Source organism: Streptomyces sp. NPDC028368, assembly GCF_055565615.1.
The window spans coordinates 690,611-711,140 of the sequence record NZ_JBVHTY010000001.1 but is presented as its reverse complement, the minus strand read 5'-3'; the positions used below and the strand labels follow the sequence as shown (position 1 = coordinate 711,140).

At 69.2% G+C, this 20,530-nt stretch carries 16 protein-coding genes and 1 pseudogene; 2 read left to right on the top strand and 15 right to left on the bottom strand.

What is annotated here, in order from left to right:
• Positions 1-155 precede the first annotated feature (155 nt).
• The 7 genes from ACZ4S3_RS03165 to ACZ4S3_RS03135 all read right to left on the bottom strand — a co-directional run bounded on the left by ACZ4S3_RS03165 (position 156) and on the right by ACZ4S3_RS03135 (position 10,036).
• Positions 156-1,382 carry an acyl-CoA dehydrogenase family protein gene (locus tag ACZ4S3_RS03165; protein ID WP_467925025.1) on the bottom strand — a complete coding sequence of 409 codons (1,227 nt, stop codon included), beginning with the start codon at positions 1,380-1,382 and terminating at the stop codon, positions 156-158.
• Positions 1,379-3,064: an amino acid adenylation domain-containing protein gene (locus ACZ4S3_RS03160; RefSeq protein ID WP_467925023.1), complete on the bottom strand. Its 1,686-nt coding sequence runs from the start codon at positions 3,062-3,064 to the stop codon at positions 1,379-1,381. The genes ACZ4S3_RS03165 and ACZ4S3_RS03160 overlap by 4 nt, the downstream gene beginning before the upstream one ends.
• Complete coding sequence (gene sbnB, locus ACZ4S3_RS03155; RefSeq protein ID WP_467925021.1) at positions 3,061-4,122, bottom strand: 2,3-diaminopropionate biosynthesis protein SbnB; 1,062 nt, start codon at positions 4,120-4,122, stop codon at positions 3,061-3,063. The genes ACZ4S3_RS03160 and sbnB overlap by 4 nt, the downstream gene beginning before the upstream one ends.
• Positions 4,119-5,102, bottom strand: coding sequence for a 2,3-diaminopropionate biosynthesis protein SbnA (sbnA, locus tag ACZ4S3_RS03150; protein WP_467925019.1), 984 nt, complete (start codon positions 5,100-5,102; stop codon positions 4,119-4,121). Before sbnA ends, sbnB begins: the two co-directional genes overlap by 4 nt.
• 64 nt (positions 5,103-5,166) lie before the next feature.
• Positions 5,167-6,546, bottom strand: a complete 1,380-nt coding sequence (locus ACZ4S3_RS03145) for a nitrate/nitrite transporter (protein ID WP_467925017.1) — start codon at positions 6,544-6,546, stop codon at positions 5,167-5,169.
• Between the two features lie 77 nt (positions 6,547-6,623).
• Positions 6,624-8,057, bottom strand: a complete 1,434-nt coding sequence (locus tag ACZ4S3_RS03140; RefSeq protein WP_467925015.1) for a nitrosuccinate lyase — start codon at positions 8,055-8,057, stop codon at positions 6,624-6,626.
• Positions 8,054-10,036: an FAD/NAD(P)-binding protein gene (locus ACZ4S3_RS03135; RefSeq protein ID WP_467925013.1), complete on the bottom strand. Its 1,983-nt coding sequence runs from the start codon at positions 10,034-10,036 to the stop codon at positions 8,054-8,056. Before ACZ4S3_RS03135 ends, ACZ4S3_RS03140 begins: the two co-directional genes overlap by 4 nt.
• A gap of 505 nt (positions 10,037-10,541) precedes the next feature.
• Between ACZ4S3_RS03135 and ACZ4S3_RS03130 the strand changes: the two genes are divergently transcribed.
• The gene (locus tag ACZ4S3_RS03130; protein ID WP_467925011.1) at positions 10,542-11,318 is read left to right on the top strand and encodes an IclR family transcriptional regulator; all 777 of its coding nucleotides are present in this window, start codon (positions 10,542-10,544) and stop codon (positions 11,316-11,318) included.
• A 596-nt stretch (positions 11,319-11,914) separates the two neighbouring features.
• Positions 11,915-12,541, top strand: a complete 627-nt coding sequence (gene dhaL / locus ACZ4S3_RS03125) for a dihydroxyacetone kinase subunit DhaL (protein WP_467925009.1) — start codon at positions 11,915-11,917, stop codon at positions 12,539-12,541.
• A gap of 40 nt (positions 12,542-12,581) precedes the next feature.
• On the opposite strand, the gene ACZ4S3_RS03120 is transcribed toward dhaL, so the two are convergent.
• The 8 genes and pseudogenes from ACZ4S3_RS03120 to ACZ4S3_RS03085 form a co-directional block, all read right to left on the bottom strand.
• Positions 12,582-13,013 (bottom strand): phosphatase domain-containing protein, encoded by a 432-nt coding sequence (locus tag ACZ4S3_RS03120; protein ID WP_467925007.1) that lies wholly within the window; start codon positions 13,011-13,013, stop codon positions 12,582-12,584.
• A gap of 24 nt (positions 13,014-13,037) precedes the next feature.
• Positions 13,038-13,328 (bottom strand): annotated as a pseudogene (locus ACZ4S3_RS03115) (response regulator transcription factor); the annotation flags it as partial.
• A gap of 228 nt (positions 13,329-13,556) precedes the next feature.
• Positions 13,557-14,600 carry an LLM class flavin-dependent oxidoreductase gene (locus ACZ4S3_RS03110; protein ID WP_467925005.1) on the bottom strand — a complete coding sequence of 348 codons (1,044 nt, stop codon included), beginning with the start codon at positions 14,598-14,600 and terminating at the stop codon, positions 13,557-13,559.
• Complete coding sequence (locus ACZ4S3_RS03105) at positions 14,600-15,127, bottom strand: SRPBCC family protein (protein WP_467925003.1); 528 nt, start codon at positions 15,125-15,127, stop codon at positions 14,600-14,602. The genes ACZ4S3_RS03110 and ACZ4S3_RS03105 overlap by 1 nt, the downstream gene beginning before the upstream one ends.
• A gap of 126 nt (positions 15,128-15,253) precedes the next feature.
• On the bottom strand, positions 15,254-15,751 hold the full coding sequence (locus ACZ4S3_RS03100; RefSeq protein WP_467924999.1) for a winged helix-turn-helix transcriptional regulator: 498 nt from the start codon (positions 15,749-15,751) through the stop codon (positions 15,254-15,256).
• 79 nt (positions 15,752-15,830) lie between these two features.
• Entirely contained in the window at positions 15,831-17,393 is a 1,563-nt protein-coding gene (locus ACZ4S3_RS03095; protein WP_467924997.1) for a GMC family oxidoreductase, read from the bottom strand.
• Positions 17,394-17,422: 29 nt separating this feature from the next.
• Complete coding sequence (locus ACZ4S3_RS03090; protein WP_467924995.1) at positions 17,423-19,006, bottom strand: APC family permease; 1,584 nt, start codon at positions 19,004-19,006, stop codon at positions 17,423-17,425.
• Positions 19,003-20,472, bottom strand: coding sequence for an aldehyde dehydrogenase family protein (locus ACZ4S3_RS03085; protein WP_467924993.1), 1,470 nt, complete (start codon positions 20,470-20,472; stop codon positions 19,003-19,005). The genes ACZ4S3_RS03090 and ACZ4S3_RS03085 overlap by 4 nt, the downstream gene beginning before the upstream one ends.
• Between the last annotated feature and the right edge of the window lie 58 nt (positions 20,473-20,530).

The following is a 20,530-nucleotide window of genomic DNA, read 5'->3' as shown; positions in this document are numbered from 1 at the left end:
AAGTTACGTGCCATGCATCGACGTTCATTTACCGCGCGAATAGGCAAGTGGCCGGATTTCCGGGTGTGTGCGTTCGCCTGACCGGTGCGGATATCTGCGGAGCAGGAGTTATCAGGCGACGCGATGCACGCGCCGGCACCGGGCGGGCAGGCGGATCAGCCGAGTCGCACGTCCGGGTCGAGCAGACACAGCTGCCCATCCGCCAGGTGCAGGCGGTCGTTGCTGTAGTTCAGCGCGGCCGAGCGCAGGTCTCGCAGCGACTTTTCCAGACGGGTGGGCGAGTCCTGGAGATAGCCGTGCCGCAGACCGACGGCGTCGACGAGGTCGTTCACCGCCGCGTAGCACTCCTCGGCGGCGGTGATCTTGAGATTGTTCAGCAGCAGCTGACTGCTCGGGGCGGACAGATCCGCCTCCCGCAGCACCAGGTCCTGCGTGCGGCGCAGCACGGCATGGACGCTGTCGAGCCGCTGCCGGGCCCGGGACAGCCGCGTCAACAGCAGTTCCGAGCCGAGATCGAACCGCTTGCGGCCCTCCGGGTCACGCAGCAGGCGCAGCACCCGGGACAGCGCCCCGGCCGCGGTCCCCAACCAGGCCGCGGACCAGCCGATATGAGCCAGCGGGCCGAAGACGGACTGGGCGATGCGGTGGAAGGCGCCGTGTTCGCCGAGCACCTGATGGGCGGGGATCGTGCCGGTGAGTTTCAACGGCAGGCTGTGACTGGCGCGCATCCCCATCGGGCACCACTGCCCGGAGGCCTCCACCTGCAGCTGGCTGCGGTGGGCATAGACCAGGGAGACATGGTGGTCCGCGGTGGCATGCGGGCTGCGCATGGTGATCAGGAAGCCGTCCGCCGTGGTGCCACCGGTCACGATCGGGGCGGTCCGGTCGATCTCCAAGGTCTCCTCGACCTCGCGAAGTGGTGCGTACGACTTGAACAGATGGCCGCCCTTACCGGGCTCGGTGGTGACCGACGCCAGGTACAGATCTCCCGACGCCAGCAGGGGCAGCAGCTCCTCGCGCAGCGGCGACTGCGCGTAGCGCACGATCGCCTCCGACTGCTGACAGTGCATCGCGAAGATCATGGCCACCGACATGTCGGTACGCCCCAGGATCATGCTGACGTCGACGAGGTCGGCGAGCGTGCCGCCGAGGCCGCCGTCCGCCGCCGGCACGAGGAGGGCGAGCAGACCGGTCCGGCGCATCTCCGCCAGCGCCTGCTCGGGGAACACCGCGTCTCGCTCGGTCTCGGCGAGGTGCTGTTCGACGACGCGGGCCACGGCGGCGGCCCGTTCCGCCAGGGTCGGTGTGCCGTCGGCCGACTGCCCGCGAAGCGGGGGACGGTTCGGGGCGGACTCGGATGCCTTCACCGCTGCCGTGGTCATCGGGCCTCTTTCCGGGGGGTGGCGGCGGCCGCCTGGAGCGACCGGTGGTCGATCTTTCCGTTGGGTGTGAGGGGCAGCGCATCCCACTCGCGCCAGCGCCGCGGCACCATCGCGAGAGGCAGGGCTGCGCTCAGGGATCCCTGCAGTTCCTCCGGCGGCACCGGACTGCGCAGGCTGTAGTGGGCGACCAGCTCGCTCTGCTCACCGTTGCCGGAGACCGCGACGGCGCATTTCTCGACGTCGGGATGCCGGCTCAGGACGGCTTCGATTTCGTCGAGTTCCATACGGACGCCGGCGACCTTCACCTGCCGGTCGCTGCGGCCGAGGTAGTACACGAGCCCCTCGTCGAACCGCGCGAGGTCGCCGGTGCGGTAGAGCCTCCCGGTGGGCGAGGAGGGGTCGAAGGGATCGCGGAAGAAGGCGCGGTCGGTGGTATCGGGGTCGTTCAGATACCCCAGCCCCACACCGGTCCCGCCGACGAACAGTTCACCGGTCTCCTCGGGTTCGGCGGCCCGCCACGTGCCCTCCGCGTCCTGTACCAGCAGGTAGAGCGTGGTGTTGAGGACGGGTGAGCCGACCGGGAGCCGGCCGCGCGTGAGGTCGGCATGCGTCACCACGTGATGGGTGACGTCGTCGGAACACTCGGTGGGACCGTAGGCGTTGACCACCAAGACGTCGGGGAGCGTCTCGAGAACCCGGGCCGCTACGGCGGGATAGAGCTCTTCGCCGGTGGACAGCAGCGAGCGCAGGCTCTTCAGCGATCCGCCGCCGAGGCGCTGTGTTTCGTCGACGAGCCAGCCGACGACGGTGGGGACGAGTTCGACGACGGTCACGCCCGCGGCATCGAGGGTACCGATGAGCCATCGCGGGAAGCGCATGGCGGCGTCCTGCACCACCACGACGTGACCGCCGACCAGCAGGGGGCACAGCATCTGCCAGATCGAGATGTCGAACACCAGCGGCGCGGTGAAGGCGACCACGTCATGGGAGCCCAGCGACAGGTCATCGACCTTGGCCCAGAGGTGGTTGAGCATGCCTTGGTGTTCGACCGTAGCGCCTTTGGGACGGCCGGTCGTTCCCGAGGTGAAGATCGTGTAGCGGGTCTCGTGCGAGCGGTCGGTTGCGTCCCCGAGCAGGGGTTCGCCGGCTCCGCTCGCTGCCGGCAGACGCAGCGTGGTGATCTGCTCGGCCGCGGCGGCCGAGCATGCGGCCCGGGGGGCACCGGTCGCACCGTCGGCACCGGAGTAGTCCAGCAGCAGAGCGGCCCGGCTGCGGTGGAGAACATCCCGGACCCGGACCTCGGGCCAGCCCAGGTCGATGGGCAGATAGGACGCGCCCACGCTTTCCAGCGCCAGGAAGATGACCGGCGTATCGGCGCTGCGGGGGCCGGCCGCGGCGACCACGTCACCCGCCGTCACGCCATGCGAGAGCAGGGCGTGCCGCGTCGCGGCGACCCGTTCCAGCAAGGCCCGGTAGCTCAGGGTCTGTTCACCGTCGGTGATGGCGGGACGGTCCGGACCGGTCTCCGCATGCCGGATGACGTGATCCAGCACAGCGGTCCCGGTGTCCACCTTCTGGGCGCTGCGCAGGGCCAGGGCGTTGGCCCGGGACACCGTGCCGGGGGCCAGGGGGAGTTCGGCCCGGACCGCCGTCGGTCGCTCGGTGCGCGGCGATGTGGTCATCGGGACCCCGCCTCCGCGCTCGGGCTGCTGTGGCGCTCCAGATCGTGGAAGAACCTCTCGACCACCGTGAGTTCACCGGCCTCTCGGGCACGGGTGTGGATATGCTCGCCGACCGCCAGGTCGAGCACGCCGAGACCGAACGGCGAGAAGACCACGGTGCGGTCGGTGGGCACGGTGAGTTTTCCGGTGAGGACGTCGTAGAGGGTGCCGTCCAGGAATTCCCGGCCGCCGGTCCGCTGCTCCGCCAAGTGGACCGAGGTGTTCGCCTTGAGAACGTGCTCGATATCGTCGACGACATTGACGCTGTCGAGGATGACCTCGGTGCTGAGGTCCCGCAGGGAGACATGAAGCACCAGCGGATGGTGTGCGAACCAGGATGGTTCGAGGAGGTGCGGAGCGGCCGCCGTGGTGGCACAGACCACCACATCGGAGGAACGGATCAGTTGCTCCGCGGAATCGTGAATGCGGACGGACGCACCGCCGGCGGTGCGGCCCAGGTGGTTCGCGAAACCCTGGGCATATTCCGCCGACAGGTCGTGAACGCCGAATTCGTCCGGTTCCCAGCCGAGGACGGACAGATAGGTGTGGAGATAGCGCGCGATGAGTCCGGTACCGAGGTATCCCACCCGGCGCGGTGTGGCGCGTCCCGCGATGAGGGTGCGTGCCGCGACCGCAGCGGACGCGGCGGTGCGTACCGCGCTGATGATGGAGCTCTCCAGGCACGCATACGGGTACCCGGTGGCCGGATCATTGAGAATGAGGACGGCGGAGGCGCGGGGGATTCCGCGTTCCAGGTTGGTGGGAAAGCTGGATATCCACTTGATGCCGTCGACCGGACGGTCGCCGCCGACCGACGCCGGTAAGGCGATGATGCGGGCGGTGGGCCGGTCCGGAAACCGAAGAAAGTACGACGGCGGGTTGACGGTTTGTGCCTCACCGTGCAGGAGGTAGGCCTTTTCGATGAGTTCGATGAGCTCCTGCTGCCGGCCGTCGAGCATCCGGTGCACCGTGACGCCCGGAATAACGGAAAACTCTGGGGTTGCGCCCTGGTTGCTCATATGTTCTCCAGGAGTTGGTCGACGTCGTCGCGGCCGTAGTGGTGGGTGACCCAGGTGTCGTTGTAGATGGTGTTGATGTAGCGCTCTCCCAGGTCGGGTGCGATGGCGACCGCCGTGTGGGCGGGGCTGTGGTGCTGGGCGAGCCACTGGGAGGCGGCGCTGATGACGGTCCCCGAGGAGCCGCCGAGGAGGAGGCCGCGAGCGGCGAGTTGCCGGCAGGTCCGGATGGTGTCGATTTCGCGGACGCGGATGATGTCGTCGATGAGGTCGTCGCTGAGCGCGGGGGCGATCAGCGGCATGGGCGCGCCGGCGCCGAGTCCGGGAATATGCCGTGGCCCTGGAGTTCCGGCGAAGCTGACCGATCCGATGCTGTCGACGGCGATGATGCGGACCTGGGGCCGGTGTTCGCGGAAGTAGCGCGCACAGCCCATGAGCGTGCCACCGGTGCCGGTGCCGATGAACAGGGTGTCGAGATCGGGGAAGTGCTTGGCGATGAAGGCGGCGGTACTTTCGTAGTGGGCCACCCAGTTCGCCGGATTCTCGTACTGGTTGAGCCAGACATAGGCGGGGTCTTGTTCGCACCGTTTTCGTACGTAGGCCTTGCGGGCGGCGAGATAGCCGCCGGTGTCATCGGATTCGTCGACGACCACGACTTCGGCGCCGAGGGCACGCATGAGGCTGACCGTTGTGGGGTTGCAGTTGAGGTCGGTGACGCAGACGAACTTGAGCCCTTTCGACGCGGCGATCACGGCCAGTGCCACGCCGAGATTGCCGGAGGAGGACTCGATGAGGACGGAGTCGGGGCCGATGCTGCCGTCGCGTTGTGCGGCGGCGACCATCCAGGCAGCGGGCTGGATTTTGATCGAGCCCGCGAAGTTGAAGCCTTCGCATCTGAGGTACAGCGGGATGCCGAGGCTGGCGCGTAAATCGATGTAGACATCGCTGTCGAGCAGTTCGTGAGCCGCGGTGATGACGGTCATGCGCTGAATTCACTCCATTCATCCGCATCATTCGAAAGTAGTTCACGGACCACATTCATGTGTCTTACGTGCGGTGCGGCTGAGAAGGGACACGCTCGGGCGCCGGGGAAGTTTCCATGGAACGGCGCAGGTAGACGACCCGGACCACCAGCACACACAGCGCGTAGTAGCAGAGAAAGGCGATGAATGCGGGGGTGCCGCTGCCCGAGGGGCTGCCGTAGGCCGCGCGGAACACCAGGTTGATGGCCACTCCGCCGAGGGCCCCGATCGCGCCCGCGATGCCGATCACCGCGCCGCTGAGCCGCCGCGCACGGGCGAACGCCGACCGGGCGTCACGGCCCGAAGTGACGGCGTCCTCCGCCTCCTTGGCGAAGACGGCGGGGATCATCTTGTACGTCGAGCCGTTCCCGATGCCGCTGAGGACGAACAGAGCGGTGAACCCGGCAATGAACAGCCAGAACGTCCCGGCACGCGAGGCCACGAGCAGCACCCCGGTCCCCGCTGCCATGCCCAGGAAGGTCCACAGCGTGACCCGGGGTCCGCCCCAGCGGTCCGCCAGTTTGCCCCCCAGCGGCCGGGCCACGGACCCCAGCAGCGGGCCGAGGAACGTGAACGAGGCCGCCTGCAGAGGAGACGAGCCGAACTGGCTCTGCAGCACCAGACCGAATGCGAACCCGTACCCGATGAACGACCCGAACGTGCCGATGTACAGGAGGGAGATCCACCAGGTGTGCCGGTGGGCGGTCGCTTCGCGCTGCGCGCCGGGCGCGGTCCGTACCGCGTCGACGTTGTCCATCCGCAGCGCCGCCAGCACCGACACCAGCGCGATCAGCGGCAGGTAGGCGGCGGCGACGTAGGAAGGGTGAGTGTCGCCGGCCGTGGCGATCACGAACAGACCCAGCAGCTGGACCACCGCGACGCCCAGGTTGCCGCCGCCCGCGTTGAGGCCCAGGGCCCAGCCCTGATGGCGCTGCGGAAAGAACGTCGTGATGTTCGTCATCGACGAGGCGAAGTTGCCGCCTCCCGCCCCCGCCGAGGCCGCGATGAGCAGGAACACCCACAGCGGAGTCCCGGGGCGCTGCACGAAGTACACCGCGGACACCGCGGGCACGAACAGCACGAGGGAAGCGAACACCGTCCAGTTGCGGCCGCCGAACCGCGTCACCGCATGACTGTACGGAAGCCGTAACAGCGACCCGACCAGCGTGGGCGTGATGACCAGCAGAAACTTCTCGCCTGGCGCGAAGCTCAGCCCGATACGCGGCGACATGAACAGCACCAGCACCGACCACATGCTCCAGACGGAGAACCCGATGTGCTCGGACAGCACCGACAGCCACAGATTGCGCCGCGCGGTCCGCTTGCCGGAGCGCTCCCAGAATTCCTCGTCCTCCGGATCCCAGCCTTCGATCCACCGCCCGCGGGCGGACTGCCTGCTCGACATCTCTCTCCTGCTCTCCTGCTGTGGTAGGAGTCTTCGGCGGGCCACGGAGCCTGCGCACCGCGAGCCCGGTCAGGCAGTCAGCCGCGCAGCGCACGCTCCACGAGGGCGCCGGCGGCGCCGGTGTAACCGGCGGGGTCGCACAGTTCGGCCAGCTCCGCGGCGTTCAACTGCGCCGCCAGACCCGGCGCTTCGGCCAGGACCTCGGCCAGATGCCGTCCCTCGCGCCCTGCCGTGGCCGCGGCGTCCGTCAGAAGCTGCCTGGCCGCTGCCTTGCCCAGCCGCGGGGCGAGCACGGCCGCGATCCGCTCGGAGACCACCTGGCTGCCGGTGAGATCCAGGTTCTCCCGCATCCGCTGCGGCCTGACCTCGAGGCCCTCGGCGAGCTCGGCCGCCGTATGGGCGGCGCCGCCGACCAGCCGCAGGCACTCGCGCAGCAGCTGCCACTCGGCGTGCCACGCCCCGGCCGACCTCTCGTCCTCCGAGATCAGACACTGCGTCAATCCCGTTGCCAGTGGCGGCACTTGGAGTGCGGCGGAACGCATCAGCGTGGTCAGCACCGGATTGCGCTTGTGCGGCATGGCCGAGGAGCCGCCGCGCCCGGCGGGCCCCGGCTCGGCCACTTCGGCGATTTCGGTACGGGCCAGCGCCTGCACATCGACGGCGATCTTGCCCAGCGCGCCGGCCGTGAACGCCAGCGAGGAGGCCAGATCGGCGATAGGGGTCCGCAACGCATGCCAGGGCAGCACCGGGCGGGAGAGTCCGGTCTCGGCGGCGAAGGCGCCCGTCAGCCGGTCCAGGTAGTCGCCCGGGTCCGGCTGCCGCCCCCCGTCGAGGGCCGCGTACTCCAGATATCCGGCAAGCGTTCCGGCGGCTCCGCCCAGCGCGACGGGCAGCCCGCCGTCCAGCACCCGGCCGAGCCGTAAGTCCGCATCGAGCACCAGCTGCCGCCAGCCCGCCACCTTGAGGCCGAAGGTGGTCGGCACGGCGTGGAGCGCCAGCGTGCGTCCGGCGATGAGCGTGTCCCGGTGCCGGTCGGCCAGGCCACCCAACGCCTCGGCCGTGCGCCGCAGATCACCACGGATGATCTCGAGCGCGCGACGGGCGATCAGCATGGCACCGGTGTCGAAGATGTCCTGGCTGGTCGAGCCCCGGTGCACATACTCGGCGGCCGCCGGATCGGCCGCGGCCACGACCGCGGTGAAGGCCTTGACCAAGCCCACCACGGGGTTCGCGGTCTCGCGCGCGGCCACCGCCACGGCGCGTACGTCGAGGAGTTCGGCGCGGGCCGCACGGGTGATGGCGTCGGCGGCCGGCTTCGGCAGGGTGCCCAGGTTCGCCTGCGCACGGGCCAGCGCCGACTCGGTGTCGAGCATGGCCTGCAGCCAGGCCCGGTCGCTCACGGCCCGCTCCACCGGCGTACCGGCCCGTACGGGGGACAGCAGTCCCGCATCGCAGAGGTCATCTTCGGCGGTCGGCCGGGCATCGCGCTCGTCGGGTCCGGTGGTATTCATACGGACTCTCCCGCCAGCTCCGACTCGGACTTGCTCATCGGCCGGGCTCTGGCCGGGACCTGTGCCGCCAGGGGGAGTTCCAGTAGGGCGCGGGCGATCGCATCGGAGTCGCCGAGGGTCACCGAATCGACACCGGGCCGGATGCCGGCCGCCGTGACCCAGTGCACCGACTCGGTCGGCACCCCGTAGGCGAACCGCCGTGGGTGCGCGCGGCCGCGCCCGTCCACCAGCCGGTAGGGGCGTTCGGTCACCGCGAGTCCGCCGGTCTCGTAACTGGTGCCGTGCGCACCGGCTATGCGGTAGGAGGCGGCCTGGCCGGTGTCGAGCAGATGGCGCAGCAGCGGATCCTCGGAGCGGCGCAGATCGGGTTCGGGCAGCCGGGCCTCGATCAGCGCGGTGGCGTGGACCGGAGGGCCCGGCACGGTGGTGGAGTGAGCGACGTACACGCCCTCGGTGGCGTCGATACGGACCTGGGTGCCGGGGCCGGTCACGGTCAGCAGGCCCACCTCGATGAGCGCCCTCATCTCCTCGATGCGCGAGGCCGGCGGCCCGATCGACAGGAAGGCGTTGAGCGGGGTGTACCACCCCTCCAGATCGTCACGGTGCGAGGTGGCCTCCAGGCCTCCGTGGTCGACGGCCAGCCGTACTTCGTTGCGCAGGTCGCGCAGCACATCGAGGGCGGCCTTCAGCGGACCGCTGACATTGCCGGACCGGGCCTCGTGCATGTCCTTGGCCAGGTAGTCCAGGAGCCAGGTGTGGAAGTCGTCGCGGTCGGTGAACCGGCGCTCCCCGTAGGGGCGGGAGAGCCGGTCCCAGTCCCAGCGCGCGTCCGCCTCGATGCCGTAGGCGTCCAGCAGGGGCGCCGGATCGCCGCCCACCGGCAGGGCCAGGAACGTGTCGGTGAAGACCGCACGCTCCGCCTCCCGGCCCCGGGCGTTGAGCAGCGTGGCGTAGTAGACGCTCGCCACCTCGTGGGAGATCAGCGGCCACAGATCGGCGCTGAAGGTGACCGGCTGCCCGTTCGCGGAGCGCTCGCGCAGGCCCTTGATGTACTCCGGGGTCAGCAGTTGTGGAAAGTACCGGCCGTGGGCGCCCTTCTCGTTCTCTCCGCGGGCGTGGTAGGGAATCCCGCGGCGGGAGAAGGCGTAGAGCTTCGGTTCCCGGCCCGAAGGCCGGTAGGTGAGCTTGCCGTCCTTGCGGACGAACCGGCCGCCGCGCCCCAGTGAGAACAGCGCCATGTGGTCGAAGAAGTTCAGCCCCAGGCCACGCAGGAGCACGCTCTCACCCGGCTCGATACCGCTCAGATCGAGGTCGGCCGGGTTCGCCGGGGGGAAGTACGTCAGGTGGTGATCGCGGGCCAGACTCGCGGTCCTGTCCTCCTGCACCGTCAGCCGGGCCGGCACATGGCCCTGCGCCATGACCACGGCGTCCAGTGCGGCGAGCCGGGCACCGTTCTCGAGGCGCACATTCTGTGGCCCGTCGGTGCTCCGCCGGGTGTCGGCCAGGGCGACCACACGTGAACGGTGCAGACGGACCGTGATGTGGCCGGGTGCGCCGGAGATGACGCGCTGGAAGCAGTCGTGCAGGTAACGGCCGTAGAAGGCGCGCGTGGGATACGTGTTGGGGTTCAGGCGCCGTGCCTCGTCCAGCGTCACCCGGTCGTGTTCGGAGGGATCGCCGAGCAGGGCCAGGCCCTGTGCCCATTCGTACAGGCTCGGCCCCGGCTCGATCGGCCCGTCGATGGTGGAGCTGTCGTCCGTGAACACCGTGATCTGCGAGGCCACCGTATTCATCAGCAGGTGGGTGGACTGGTCGCTGCGCCAGACCGCGCCGGCTCCGGGCGTCTGCGGGTCGACGACATGCACCGTCACCGCCTTGCGCGACGGCTGTCCGCGCTCATTCGCGCACAGCCGTTCCAGTACCGACAGCCCTCTGGGACCGGCACCGACGATGCAGACTTCGAGGTGACTGCTGCTCATACGAGCTCTCCGTTTCTGGGGCAGGGCAAGCACGCAGCCGGCCCCCGGGGCTGATCCGGGCCGGTTGCGGGTTGGCGGCGAGAAGCGGGCGGTGAGGAAGGAAACGGGCTGCCTTGGCGGCCGGTGCCTGGTGTCGGCAGGCGGGCCGGCTCCAGCGGCTGGTAGCGGTCCGCAGAAGCTCGTTGAGCTTTCACCGGACCGGCGTGGCCCTCAGGGCAGATCCGCCACGGCCGACTTGCGGGCCACGGGCTCCAGGGGCTTGTCGTCCCGGGTGCGCACCCTCAGGAATGGGTGCCGTCCCGGCTGGGGATGATGAAGAATTCGACAAGCTCGGGTGGGCGGGTGAACAGCTTGTCCTCGATCTCGAGGGTGGACCACGGCCTTAGGCCCACGAGCGATCTCCGCCCTGTGGGGCACAAGTACGATGCCAACCAACGGTGTCATGAGGGCAGAGCCTAGAATCACCGAACCACGTTCAGCAATAGTGAACAGGGAGAAACTTTCCATGGTTCAGGCGGTACACAGGGCTATCAGGGTCCTCAAGGAGCTGGCTACCGCGACCCCGCGACTCGGCGTGAGTGAACTGGCCGACCGCCTGGGGGTCTCCAAGCCCACCGCCCATGCCCTGCTGCGCACCCTGGAGGCGGAGGGGCTGGTCATCCAGGACCGGGAGACCAGCAAATACCAGCTGGGGCCCGGCCTAGTGACACTCAGCAACGCCTACCTCGACTCGCACGAACTGCGCACCCGCGCCCTCACATGGGCCGACATTCTGGCCACGCGCACCGGCTCGGCCGTCTGGGTGGGCGTCATGGTCGACCGCCAAGTCCTGGTGATCCACCATGCCTTCCGCCCCGGCACCACGGTCCAGACCCTGGAGACCGGGGCCAGCCTCCCCTGGAACACCTGCGCGCTGGGCAAGGCCATCGCGGCATTCCTCCCGCCCGAACAGCGCGATGAGCTGCTCGCCGGGGAGCTGGCGCGGGTGACCGGCGCCAGCATCGACGACCCGGAGCAGCTGGAGGTCCAGCTGAAGCATGTACGCGAGATCGGATACGCGCTGGACAACCAGGAGTCGACGCTGGGCGACGCCGGTATCGGGGCGCCCGTGTTCGACCACACCGGCGAAGTCGTCGGCGCCATCGGCCTGGTGGGGCCCATTGAGCACCTGTTCGCCAAGCCCGCACGGCATGACGGGGCCATCGCCACGCGAGAGGTCGCCAGGAACCTCTCCCGGGACCTCGGTGCACCCCGCAACGCGGGCCTGAACGCCAACCGTTGACATCGTCCGTACGTGGTTCTGACGACATCTTGATGTAACTAAATCTGTGGTTTTTGGCATGTTGACGTAACCGATTCCGTGGGTTTTGATTTGACCACCATTCAGCGTTGCCGAACGTCCTTAACACTCTGATGTCTCGTGTGTCAGTGCCGTCACCCAGCCACCATCCGACTCGCCCCCGACAGCTCTCCACGAGAGCAAAGGAGTGCTTGTCATGCGGAAACCCGCGACGATGCCCCCCAACTCCCCGGAGTTGCCGCTCCGGCACTGCCTCGCCGGGCAGGGGCGGCGGGAGAGCCTCCGCTCGGCCCTGATGGTCAATGACCTCGATGGAACGCCCCTGGCGGAGCGGTATGCGGTTGTGCGCGGAGGCCGCTGCGATCTCGCGCGGGCGAAGGATGACGATCGCCCAAAACCTGGAAGGCAATTACGTGACCAGCCCCCACACGGCAGGGGTGTCGCTGACGCTGCTGTCAGGCCGACCCCGATTCGCTCGCCCGACGGTGCACCCCGGTGAACGCCCCGGCGCCGCGCCGGGACATGTGAGGAGCATTGCCGGCCCAGCACGATTAGTCCCTCCCGCCAGGAGAGTGTCGGTGGACGTCGCACTCACCCGTGAGTGGTTCAACAACATCAACTCGGTTGTCGGCCGCAACCAGGTCCACCTCACCCGGCTGGACTCGCCCATCGGCGACGGCGATCACGGCGTCAACATGGCCCGCGGCTTCGCGCGGGCGTGCGGTGCGCTGACCGGGCCGGCCGAATCGGTCGGCGGCCTTCTCGTCACCATGGGGACTCTGCTGGTGTCCGGGGTGGGTGGGGCCTCGGGCCCGCTGTACGGCAGTGCGCTCCGCGCCATGGGCAAGGCGGTCGGTTGCGCGGGTGAGGTCGGTACGGCTCAGTTCGCCATCGCGCTGCAGGCGGGCTTGGAGAAGATCCAGCAACTCGGTGCGGCCGTTCCCGGCGACAAGACAATGATCGACGCCTACGCACCCGCCGTCACCGCCTTCCGTGACACGGCCGAAGCCGGCGGGTGCTTCCATGCGGCGGCCCGTGCCGCCGCGGACGCGGCCGAAGCCGGAATGCGTAAGACCATCCCCATGCAGGCCCGCAAGGGGCGCGCCTCCTACGTGGGGCTGCGGAGCATAGGGCACCAGGATCCGGGCGCCACGTCGACCGCCTATGTCTTCCGGGCCTTCGCCGACACCCTGGAGGCCCGGTGAACAGCCGTCCGCGTGACCACGCCGTCATGCGGGCCGCTCGTCAAGGGGTGAAGCGGCGGACGTAGCGGCGCTGCCAAGGGGTTTCGACGGCGTGCGGGTCGTAGTTCTGGCGCACGAAGTCCACTGCCCGGCCGGCGGGCACTCCGTCCAGGACGGCGAGACAGGCCATAGCCGTGCCGGTTCGGCCGCGGCCGCCGCCACAGGCGATTTCGACGCGGTCGGCCTCGGCGCGGGCCCAGGCCTCACTGAGGACGGCTCGGGCTTGGAGGTGACTGCTGGGCAGCCGGAAATCCGGCCATTGCAGCCACCGCACTTCCCAGGGGACCTCAGGGGGCCGCTTGCCGAGCAGGTAGACGGCGTAGGCAGGCGTCGAGCCGGCCGGCAGCGGTCGGCGAAGTGCGCGGCCTCGAACCAGGCGCCCGGAGGGAAGCCGCAGGACGCCGGTGTCGGTGGCCTTCCAAGTTTCGGTCACCCGCTCACCGTAGTCGCCGCGGGCTCAGTACCCCACCGGCCGAACCAGCCCCGTCTCATACGCAAAGACCGCCGCCTGCGTCCGGTCGCGCAGGCTCAACTTGACCAGAATGCGGCTCACATGGGTTTTCACGGTCTGTTCGGCGACGACCAGGCGCTCGGCTATTTCGGCGTTCGACAGGCCCTGGGCGATCAGGGACAGGACCTCGGTTTCGCGTTCTGTCAGGTGGCCGATGCGGTCCTTGAGGGGGGCGCGGGGGGCGCCGGTCATGCGGGAGAACTCGGTGATGAGACGCTTGGTGATGGCGGCGAGCAGGGTGCGGCGCAAGCGGCTGCTGCGCGGGCGGGACGCCATGGCGGATGGTCCTTCCGTCCGTACCGGATGTCATGTGTGTCTGCGGTACGGAAGGTATGAATCGCGCCGTGTGGTCGGCGTCCCACCGGGGAGTGCACCTCGCGCGTAGCTCTGAAGTACTACGGGTACGGGGTAAGGGGTAAAACGAACGGGGTGCGGGCAGGGATATGAGGGCCCGTCAGGGACCTGTCAGATCTCGCGTACGAGGTCGAGGGCCCGGCCCAGTGTCGTCAGACGGGCCTCCAGTGTCTCGCCCGCGGGATAGAGGCGCACGGTGTCAACTCCCGCGGCCTGCCAGACCCGTAGCCGTTCCCGGACCATGTCTTCGGTGCCGATGAGGGTGGTACCGAGGACCATCTCGTCGGTGACCAGCCCGGCCGCGCCCGCCCGGTCGCCGGACTGCCAGCGCTGCCGGATCTCGGCGGTGGCCTCGGCCCAGCCCTGGCGGCTGTAGGCGTTGTTGTAGAAGTTGGTGGTGGCGGAGCCCATGCCGCCGAGACTGAAGGCGAGTTCCTTCTTCCGGTCGGCGAGCATGGTGCGCAGCGCCTCCTCGTCCTCGGCGAAGGCGACCTCGGCGCCCTGGCAGATGTCGAGGTCGGTACGGGAGCGCCCGGCTGCGGCAAGGCCCGCGTACAGCGGGTCGAAGTAGGCCTCTTGGGCGCCTTCGGGGACGAAACTGGTGCCCAGCCAGCCGTCGGCGATCTCGCCGGTCAGGCGCAGCATCTTGGGGGAGAGGGTGGCGAGATAGACGGGAATGGAGTGCTCGGCGCGCATCGAGAGACGCATGGGCCGGGCATCCCCGCCGGGGAGGGGGATGGTGAACTCCCGCCCGGTGTAGGCGATCTTCTCCCCGGTCGCGGCCTGGCGCACAATGTCGACGGTCTCGCGCATCCGGGCCAGCGGCCGGGCGAAGGGGACGCCGTGCAGCCCCTCGATCACCTGCGGTCCCGAGGGGCCGAGGCCCAGCAGGAAGCGGCCTTCGGAGATCTGGGAGAGGGTGATCGCCGCGCGTGCGATGGCCATCGGGGTGCGGGTGCCCAGCTGGATGATCCCGGAGCCGAGCAGGATGCGCTGTGTCCGGGCGGCGAGATAGCCGAGCGGTGACGGCGCCTCGGAGCCCCAGGCCTCGGCCACCCAGCAGATGTCCAGGCCCAGTTTCTCGGCCTCGGTGACATAGTCCACCGTCTCCGACCAGGGCCCGCCGGATGCCTCGATGGTGGTGGCGGTACGCATTACGCCTCCGTCCCGTGGGTGTGCTCGGCCAGGCTCTTGATCCGTTGGACGGTGGCGGTCATGGCGTTCTCGAATTCCTGCAGCCGTACGAAAACGATCTTCTGCTCCTTGTCGGGCATCCGGTCGATGGCGTACGAGAGGCCGGAGCGGCCCGGCCCCATCCGCACCCACTGCCGTAGCAGGGTGCCGCCGCCGTCCTGCGGTGTGAGGGTGAACCGCCAAGTGGCGGTGGGGTGTTGGGGATCCTCGACCGCCCAGGCGAACACCTTCGGCCGCTCGCACTCCACGACGTACGAGGTGGTCGTCCACTCGCCCAGCGCTTCGTGCCTGCTGCGGCCGGTGAAGCGGGCACCGACGGCGGGGCCGGTCGCGCCGTCCAGCCAGTGCGTCGACCGCAGTTCGGAGCTCGCGCCCGGCATCAGGCCGATGTCGGACACCAGCTCCCACACCCGTTCCGGCGGGGCGGCGATCCGCGTCTCCACTTCGGCCGTCGGGGTGTCCGCGTACCGCGCGCCCGTCCACTCCATGATCCCCAGCCTCCTCGTCGCCCCACGGTAGAGGGGTTCTGACTGTCTGACCTCCAAAGTTGCGTAGATAGACTTACTTGTCAACGGGGTGCGCGGCCATGGCGTAGCGGTGACCCGGCCGGTGGCTCAGTCCGCGAAGCGCTCCCGCACGTCCGGGCGTTCGGCCAGGCGCGGCGGATATCCGGGGCCCAGCCGGGGGCGGGTGTTGTCGGGTGTCATCGGGTCGCCGCAGTGGGCGCAGACCACCTCGGCGTGGCTCTGCCGGCCGCAGGAGTCGTGGTGGAAGACCACCGGGGGGCCCGCCTCGCCGCTCAGCCAGCGGTCGCCCCAGCTGTTCATCGCCAGGAGGACGGGGTAGAAGTCGCGCCCCTTGTCCGTGAGGACATAGTCATGGCGCACCGGCTCGGTCTGGTACGGCCGCTTTTCCAGGAGCCCCTCGTCGACCAGCCGCCGCAGACGGTCGGTGAGGGTATTGCGTGCGATCCCGAGGGACTCCTGGAACCCGTCGAACCGCCGGATCCCGTAGAACGCCTCGCGCAGCACCAGCGGTGTCCACCAGTCGCCCAGCAGATCCATCGTGCGGGCGATCGAGCAGGGCCAGTGCGCAAAGGATGTCCGCCTCATGCGGTCAGCATACGGCGGCTCACCTGCTCGGTCTCAGGGTGAGACCGAGCGCGCGCGAGCCGGCCGGCCTGCCCCGGTCTCAGCCCTCGCGGATCATGTCCGCGCACTTCTCCCCGATCATCATCGTCGTGATGCAGGGATTCACGGCCGTCAGGAACGGCATCGCCGAGCCGTCGGCCACCCGCAGTCCGGTGACGCCCTTGACCCGCAGCTGCGGGTCGAGCGGGGCGTCCGGATCGCCGGCGGCGCCCATCCGGACCGTGCAGGCGGGGTGGTAGACGGTGTTGTGGGTGGCGCGGATGTAGTCGAGGAGGTCGGCGTCCGACTGGGCCGCGGGGCCGGGGGCGAGTTCGGTGCCGGCCCAACTCGCCATCGGAGGCTGCGAGATGATCTCGCGGGCGAGGCGCAGACCGTAGGTCATCACCCGTACGTCATGCTCATCGGTGAAGTAGCGCGGGTCGACCTTCGGCTTGTCGCGGAAGTCGCGGGTGGCCAGCCGTACGGTGCCCCGGGAGCGGGCGCGGGTGACGTTCGGGGTCAGGCAGAAGGCGTTCTCGGAGGTGGGGTAGCCGCGGCGGTAGGTGTTCATGTCGAAGGGCACTGAGCCGTAGTGGAACATCAGGTCGGGGCGGTCGAGGCCGGGCCGGGTGCGCGTGAAGATGCCGATCTCCCACCACTGCGTGGAGGTGGTGACCATGGGCTGTTTGGCATCCCACATGATCACGCCCTCGGGGTGGTCCTGGAGGTTGGCGCCGACACCGGGGGCATCGGCAATTGGTTCGATACCGGTGTCCCGCAGATGGTCGGCGGGCCCGATGCCCGAGAGCATCAGCAGCTTCGGGGTGTCGATGGCACCACAGGAGACGATGACCTCGCGGCGGGCGGTGACCGTCCGGGAGTGGATCAGGTCGGGGGAGAGGTACTCCGCGCCGGTGCAGCGCCGGGAGGCGTCGAACAGCAGGCGTTTGGCCTGGACTCCGGTGCGTACCTCCAGATTGCGGCGGGTTCCCATGACGGGGTGGAGGTAGGAGACCGAGGCGGAGGAACGGGTCCCGTCGGGGCGGCAGTTGATCTGGAACCAGTTCGCACCGTGGCTGACGGTCTCGCCGGTGTTGAACGGGGTGGTGGGAATGCCGGCCGCGGCGCACGCCTCCAGGAGAGCGACACCGCAGGGGTCATGGGGCGGGACGGTACGCAGGGTCACCGGGCCGCGGCGGCCGTGGTGATCGCCTGGCGCGTCGTTGGTCTCCAGGCGCTGGTAGAGCGGGAAGCAGTCGGCCGCGCTCCAGCCCGTACAGCCCAGCGCGCCCCACTCGTCGAGGTCCTCCGCCGGTGCCCAGAAGGCGATACAGGAGTTGTGGGACGAGCAGCCGCCCAGCACCTTGGCACGGGCGTGCCGCATGAAGCTGTTGCCGTTCTCCTGCGGTTCGACGGGGTAGTCCCAGTCGTAGCCCGATTCGAGCAGCGCCATCCACTGTTCGAGGCGGAGGATGTTGGGGTCGTCGACGTCGGACGGCCCGGCCTCCAGCACGCAGACGCTGACGTCAGGGTCCTCGCTGAGCCGGGCCGCCACAACCGAGCCGGCCGTACCGCCGCCGACCACGACGTAGTCGAATTCGTCCACCTGGGCCTCTTGGGGCATGGCGCCGTCTCCAGATCGGGATCGAATGATCAGGGTTTGGGGGTGGGGGGACCGGACGCCTCGGCGGCGTGGCTGGCCAGGACACCGGTGCGCTTGCGCTGGACGAACCAGTAGTAGGCGAAGCCGCCGAACGCCACGACGCCGATGAACAAGAAGGCGCCCCAGCGCAGATACCAGTGCTGCGGGCCGGTCGCGTTGTAGACCGTGGCCCGCGGCCAGGCGAGGTTGACGGACATGGCGGCGCCCCACAGGACGGCGAGGACGTTCACCGGGAGGCCGAACTTCCCCAGTGAGAAGTGTCCTTCGGCCGGGGTCCATCTGCCGCGCAGCCGCTGGATCAGCATCGGCAGGGTGACCAGCAGATACGCCAGATAGATCATGATGATCGCGATGCTGGTGATCACGGAGAAGATCTGCGGCTGATTGACGTTGATCAGGAGGATGCCGACCGCCACCAGGCCGATGATGACGGCCGGCAGCACCGGGGTCTGGAAGCGCGGGTTGACCTTGGCGAGCTGCGCGGAGGCGGGGAGGTTGTTGTCCCGGGCCATCGCGTAGGCCAGCCGGATGCTGGCGGTGTGCACCGCCAGCTCGCACACGGTGATCGCGATGACCACACACCACAGCACGATCTGCCCGATGGTCGAGCCCAGTGTGGACAGCACGACAAACTGCAGCCCGTCGACCGACAGCTCCTTGGCGTGCAGATCGGGCACGGCCAGCAGCGCGAAGAGCAGGATCAGCCCGCCGATGAGGAACGACGCGATCAGGGCGCGCAGGATGGCGCGGGGTGCGTTGCGGCCCGGGTCCTTGGACTCCTCGCCGAGCGACGAGGCCGTATCGAAGCCGTACATGACGTATGCCGAGGCCAGCGCAGCGGTCAGGAACGCGCCGAAGTAGCCCAGCTCCTGGCCGGCGCCCAGGCCGAAGGTCTCGGTCAGGGCGCTGGGGCCGCGGGTGACATGCGCGGCGAGGAGGATGATCAGCACGATGGCGGCGATCAGCTCGATCGCCACACCGGCGGAGTTGATCCGGGCCATCAGTTTGACGCCGAAAGCGTTGACCAGGGTGGTGAAGGTGACCAGCACGGTGCCCAGCAGTACGGCATTGGCCGCCGCATCGGTCTTCCCGGTGCCGTCACCGATGAACTGGAACCACGACGAGATCTGCGGCAGCGTCACCTGATAGGCCAGGGCCACGGCGGACAGCGAGACCATACTGGCCGTCAGCATCATCCAGCCGCCCAGCCAGCCGACATGGGGGCCGCCGAGCTGCTTGGCCCAGTTGTAGATCGAACCCGCCACCGGGTACCGGGCGGCGAGCTCGCAGAAGCACAGCGCCACCATCAGCTGGCCGAGAAAGACCATCGGCCACGACCACCAGTACGCCGGTCCGCCGTGGCTGATACCGAAGTAGAACAGCTGGAACGTGCCGGTGAGGATGGAGATATAGCTGATGCCGGCGGCGAAGGTGTGGAAGTTGCCCAGGGTCCGCTTGAGTTCGGGCTTGTAGCCGAGTTCCGCGAGCGAGTCGTCGTCGTGCGAACCATCGGCCCGGGTACCGGGACGTACCGGCTCGCCGTCGGCAGGGGACCCAGCGCCGGAATCCGTCACTCGAACCACCTCTGCGGACGCGGCGCCGTATTGCGCCAGATGTGCTTGGCCTCCTGATACTCCGCCAGCCCCGCCGGCCCCAGCTCGCGCCCGACGCCCGACTGCTTCATCCCACCCCACTCCGCCTGCGGCACATACGGATGGAAGTCGTTGATCCACACCGTCCCCGCGCGCATCCGGCCCGCGACCCGGTGGGCGCGCTCGCTGTTCTGCGTCCACACCGCCCCGGCCAGCCCGTACACCGTGTCATTGGCCAGCGAGACCGCCTCGTCCTCGTCACGGAACCGCTCCACGGTCAGCACCGGGCCGAACGATTCATCGCGTACGACGGACATGTCCGGGGTGCACTCGTCCAGCACCGTCGGCAGGTAGTAAAAGCCGTCCGCCAGCGCGGGATCGTCCGGCGCCGAACCGCCGCAGAGGAGTACGGCGCCCTCGTCGAGCCCCGCCGCGACATACGCCTCCACCTTCGCGCGGTGCGCGGCGGAAATCAGCGGGCCGGTCCGGGCGGCCTCGTCGAACGGTCCGCCGAGCCGGATCCGCTGCGCACGGGAGACCAGCTCGTCGACGAACGCGTCATGCAGATCGTCCTGGACGAGCAGCCGGGCGCCCGCCGAGCAGACCTGTCCGGAATGCAGGAAGATCGCCATCAGGGCGTAGTCGACGGCGGTGTCGAAATCGGCGTCCGCGAAGACGATGTTCGGGTTCTTGCCGCCCAGCTCGAGGGCGATCTTCTTCACGGTGGGCGCGGCGGCCGCCATGATCCGGCGGCCGGTGACCAGCCCGCCGGTGAACGACACCATGTCCACCCGCGGATCCTCGGTCAGCGGCGCGCCGACCAGGGGACCGGTGCCGAGCACCAGGTTGGCGACGCCGTCCGGCAGTCCCGCCTCGGCCAGCAGCCGCATCAGATGAATGGCGGTGTGCGGGGTCAGCTCGCTTGGTTTCAGGACGAACGTATTGCCGGTGACCAGGGCCGGAGCGACCTTCCAGGCCGTTTGGAGGAGCGGATAGTTCCATGGGGTGATCAGCGCGCAGACGCCGACCGGCTCATGCCGCACGGAGCTGTCCGTCTCCTCCACGCCCGTGTCGACGACCCGGTCCGTACCGCCCGCCGCGCCCAGGTTGCCGAAGTAGCGGAAGCAGTTGGCGATGTCGTCCATGTCGTAGACGCTCTCGACCAGCCGTTTCCCGGTGTCCAGGGACTCGGCCTTGGCCAGTGCGTCCTTGTCGCGCTCCAGCAGCTCGGCGACGCGCAGCACGAGCCGGCCCCGCTCGGCGGCCGGAGTCCGTGGCCAGGGCCCGTCGTCGAAGGCCACCCGGGCGGCGCCGATCGCCGCTGCCGCGTCCTTGGGCCCGCCCTCGTCGACGGTCGCGACCAGCGTGCCGTCCGCCGGGCAGCGGATCTCCCGCACCTGCCCGTCGGCCGCTGCGGTCCACTGACCGCCGATGAACAGCTCCGGCATGGTCGTGCCTCCGGTCGGTGACGATCCCTGCGGTGACGATCTCTGCACCGAGAGTAAT

Coding starts and splice junctions, on each gene's coding strand:
- ACZ4S3_RS03130 (WP_467925011.1), top strand. CDS start 10,542: ATGGTTCAGGCGGTACACAGGGCTATCAGGGTCCTCAAGGAGCTGGCT.
- ACZ4S3_RS03100 (WP_467924999.1), bottom strand. CDS start 15,751: ATGAGGCGGACATCCTTTGCGCACTGGCCCTGCTCGATCGCCCGCACG.
- ACZ4S3_RS03145 (WP_467925017.1), bottom strand. CDS start 6,546: ATGTCGAGCAGGCAGTCCGCCCGCGGGCGGTGGATCGAAGGCTGGGAT.
- sbnA (WP_467925019.1), bottom strand. CDS start 5,102: ATGACCGTCATCACCGCGGCTCACGAACTGCTCGACAGCGATGTCTAC.
- ACZ4S3_RS03135 (WP_467925013.1), bottom strand. CDS start 10,036: ATGAGCAGCAGTCACCTCGAAGTCTGCATCGTCGGTGCCGGTCCCAGA.
- ACZ4S3_RS03085 (WP_467924993.1), bottom strand. CDS start 20,472: ATGCCGGAGCTGTTCATCGGCGGTCAGTGGACCGCAGCGGCCGACGGG.
- ACZ4S3_RS03140 (WP_467925015.1), bottom strand. CDS start 8,057: ATGAATACCACCGGACCCGACGAGCGCGATGCCCGGCCGACCGCCGAA.
- ACZ4S3_RS03110 (WP_467925005.1), bottom strand. CDS start 14,600: ATGCGTACCGCCACCACCATCGAGGCATCCGGCGGGCCCTGGTCGGAG.
- ACZ4S3_RS03095 (WP_467924997.1), bottom strand. CDS start 17,393: ATGCCCCAAGAGGCCCAGGTGGACGAATTCGACTACGTCGTGGTCGGC.
- sbnB (WP_467925021.1), bottom strand. CDS start 4,122: ATGAGCAACCAGGGCGCAACCCCAGAGTTTTCCGTTATTCCGGGCGTC.
- ACZ4S3_RS03165 (WP_467925025.1), bottom strand. CDS start 1,382: ATGACCACGGCAGCGGTGAAGGCATCCGAGTCCGCCCCGAACCGTCCC.
- ACZ4S3_RS03105 (WP_467925003.1), bottom strand. CDS start 15,127: ATGGAGTGGACGGGCGCGCGGTACGCGGACACCCCGACGGCCGAAGTG.
- ACZ4S3_RS03160 (WP_467925023.1), bottom strand. CDS start 3,064: ATGACCACATCGCCGCGCACCGAGCGACCGACGGCGGTCCGGGCCGAA.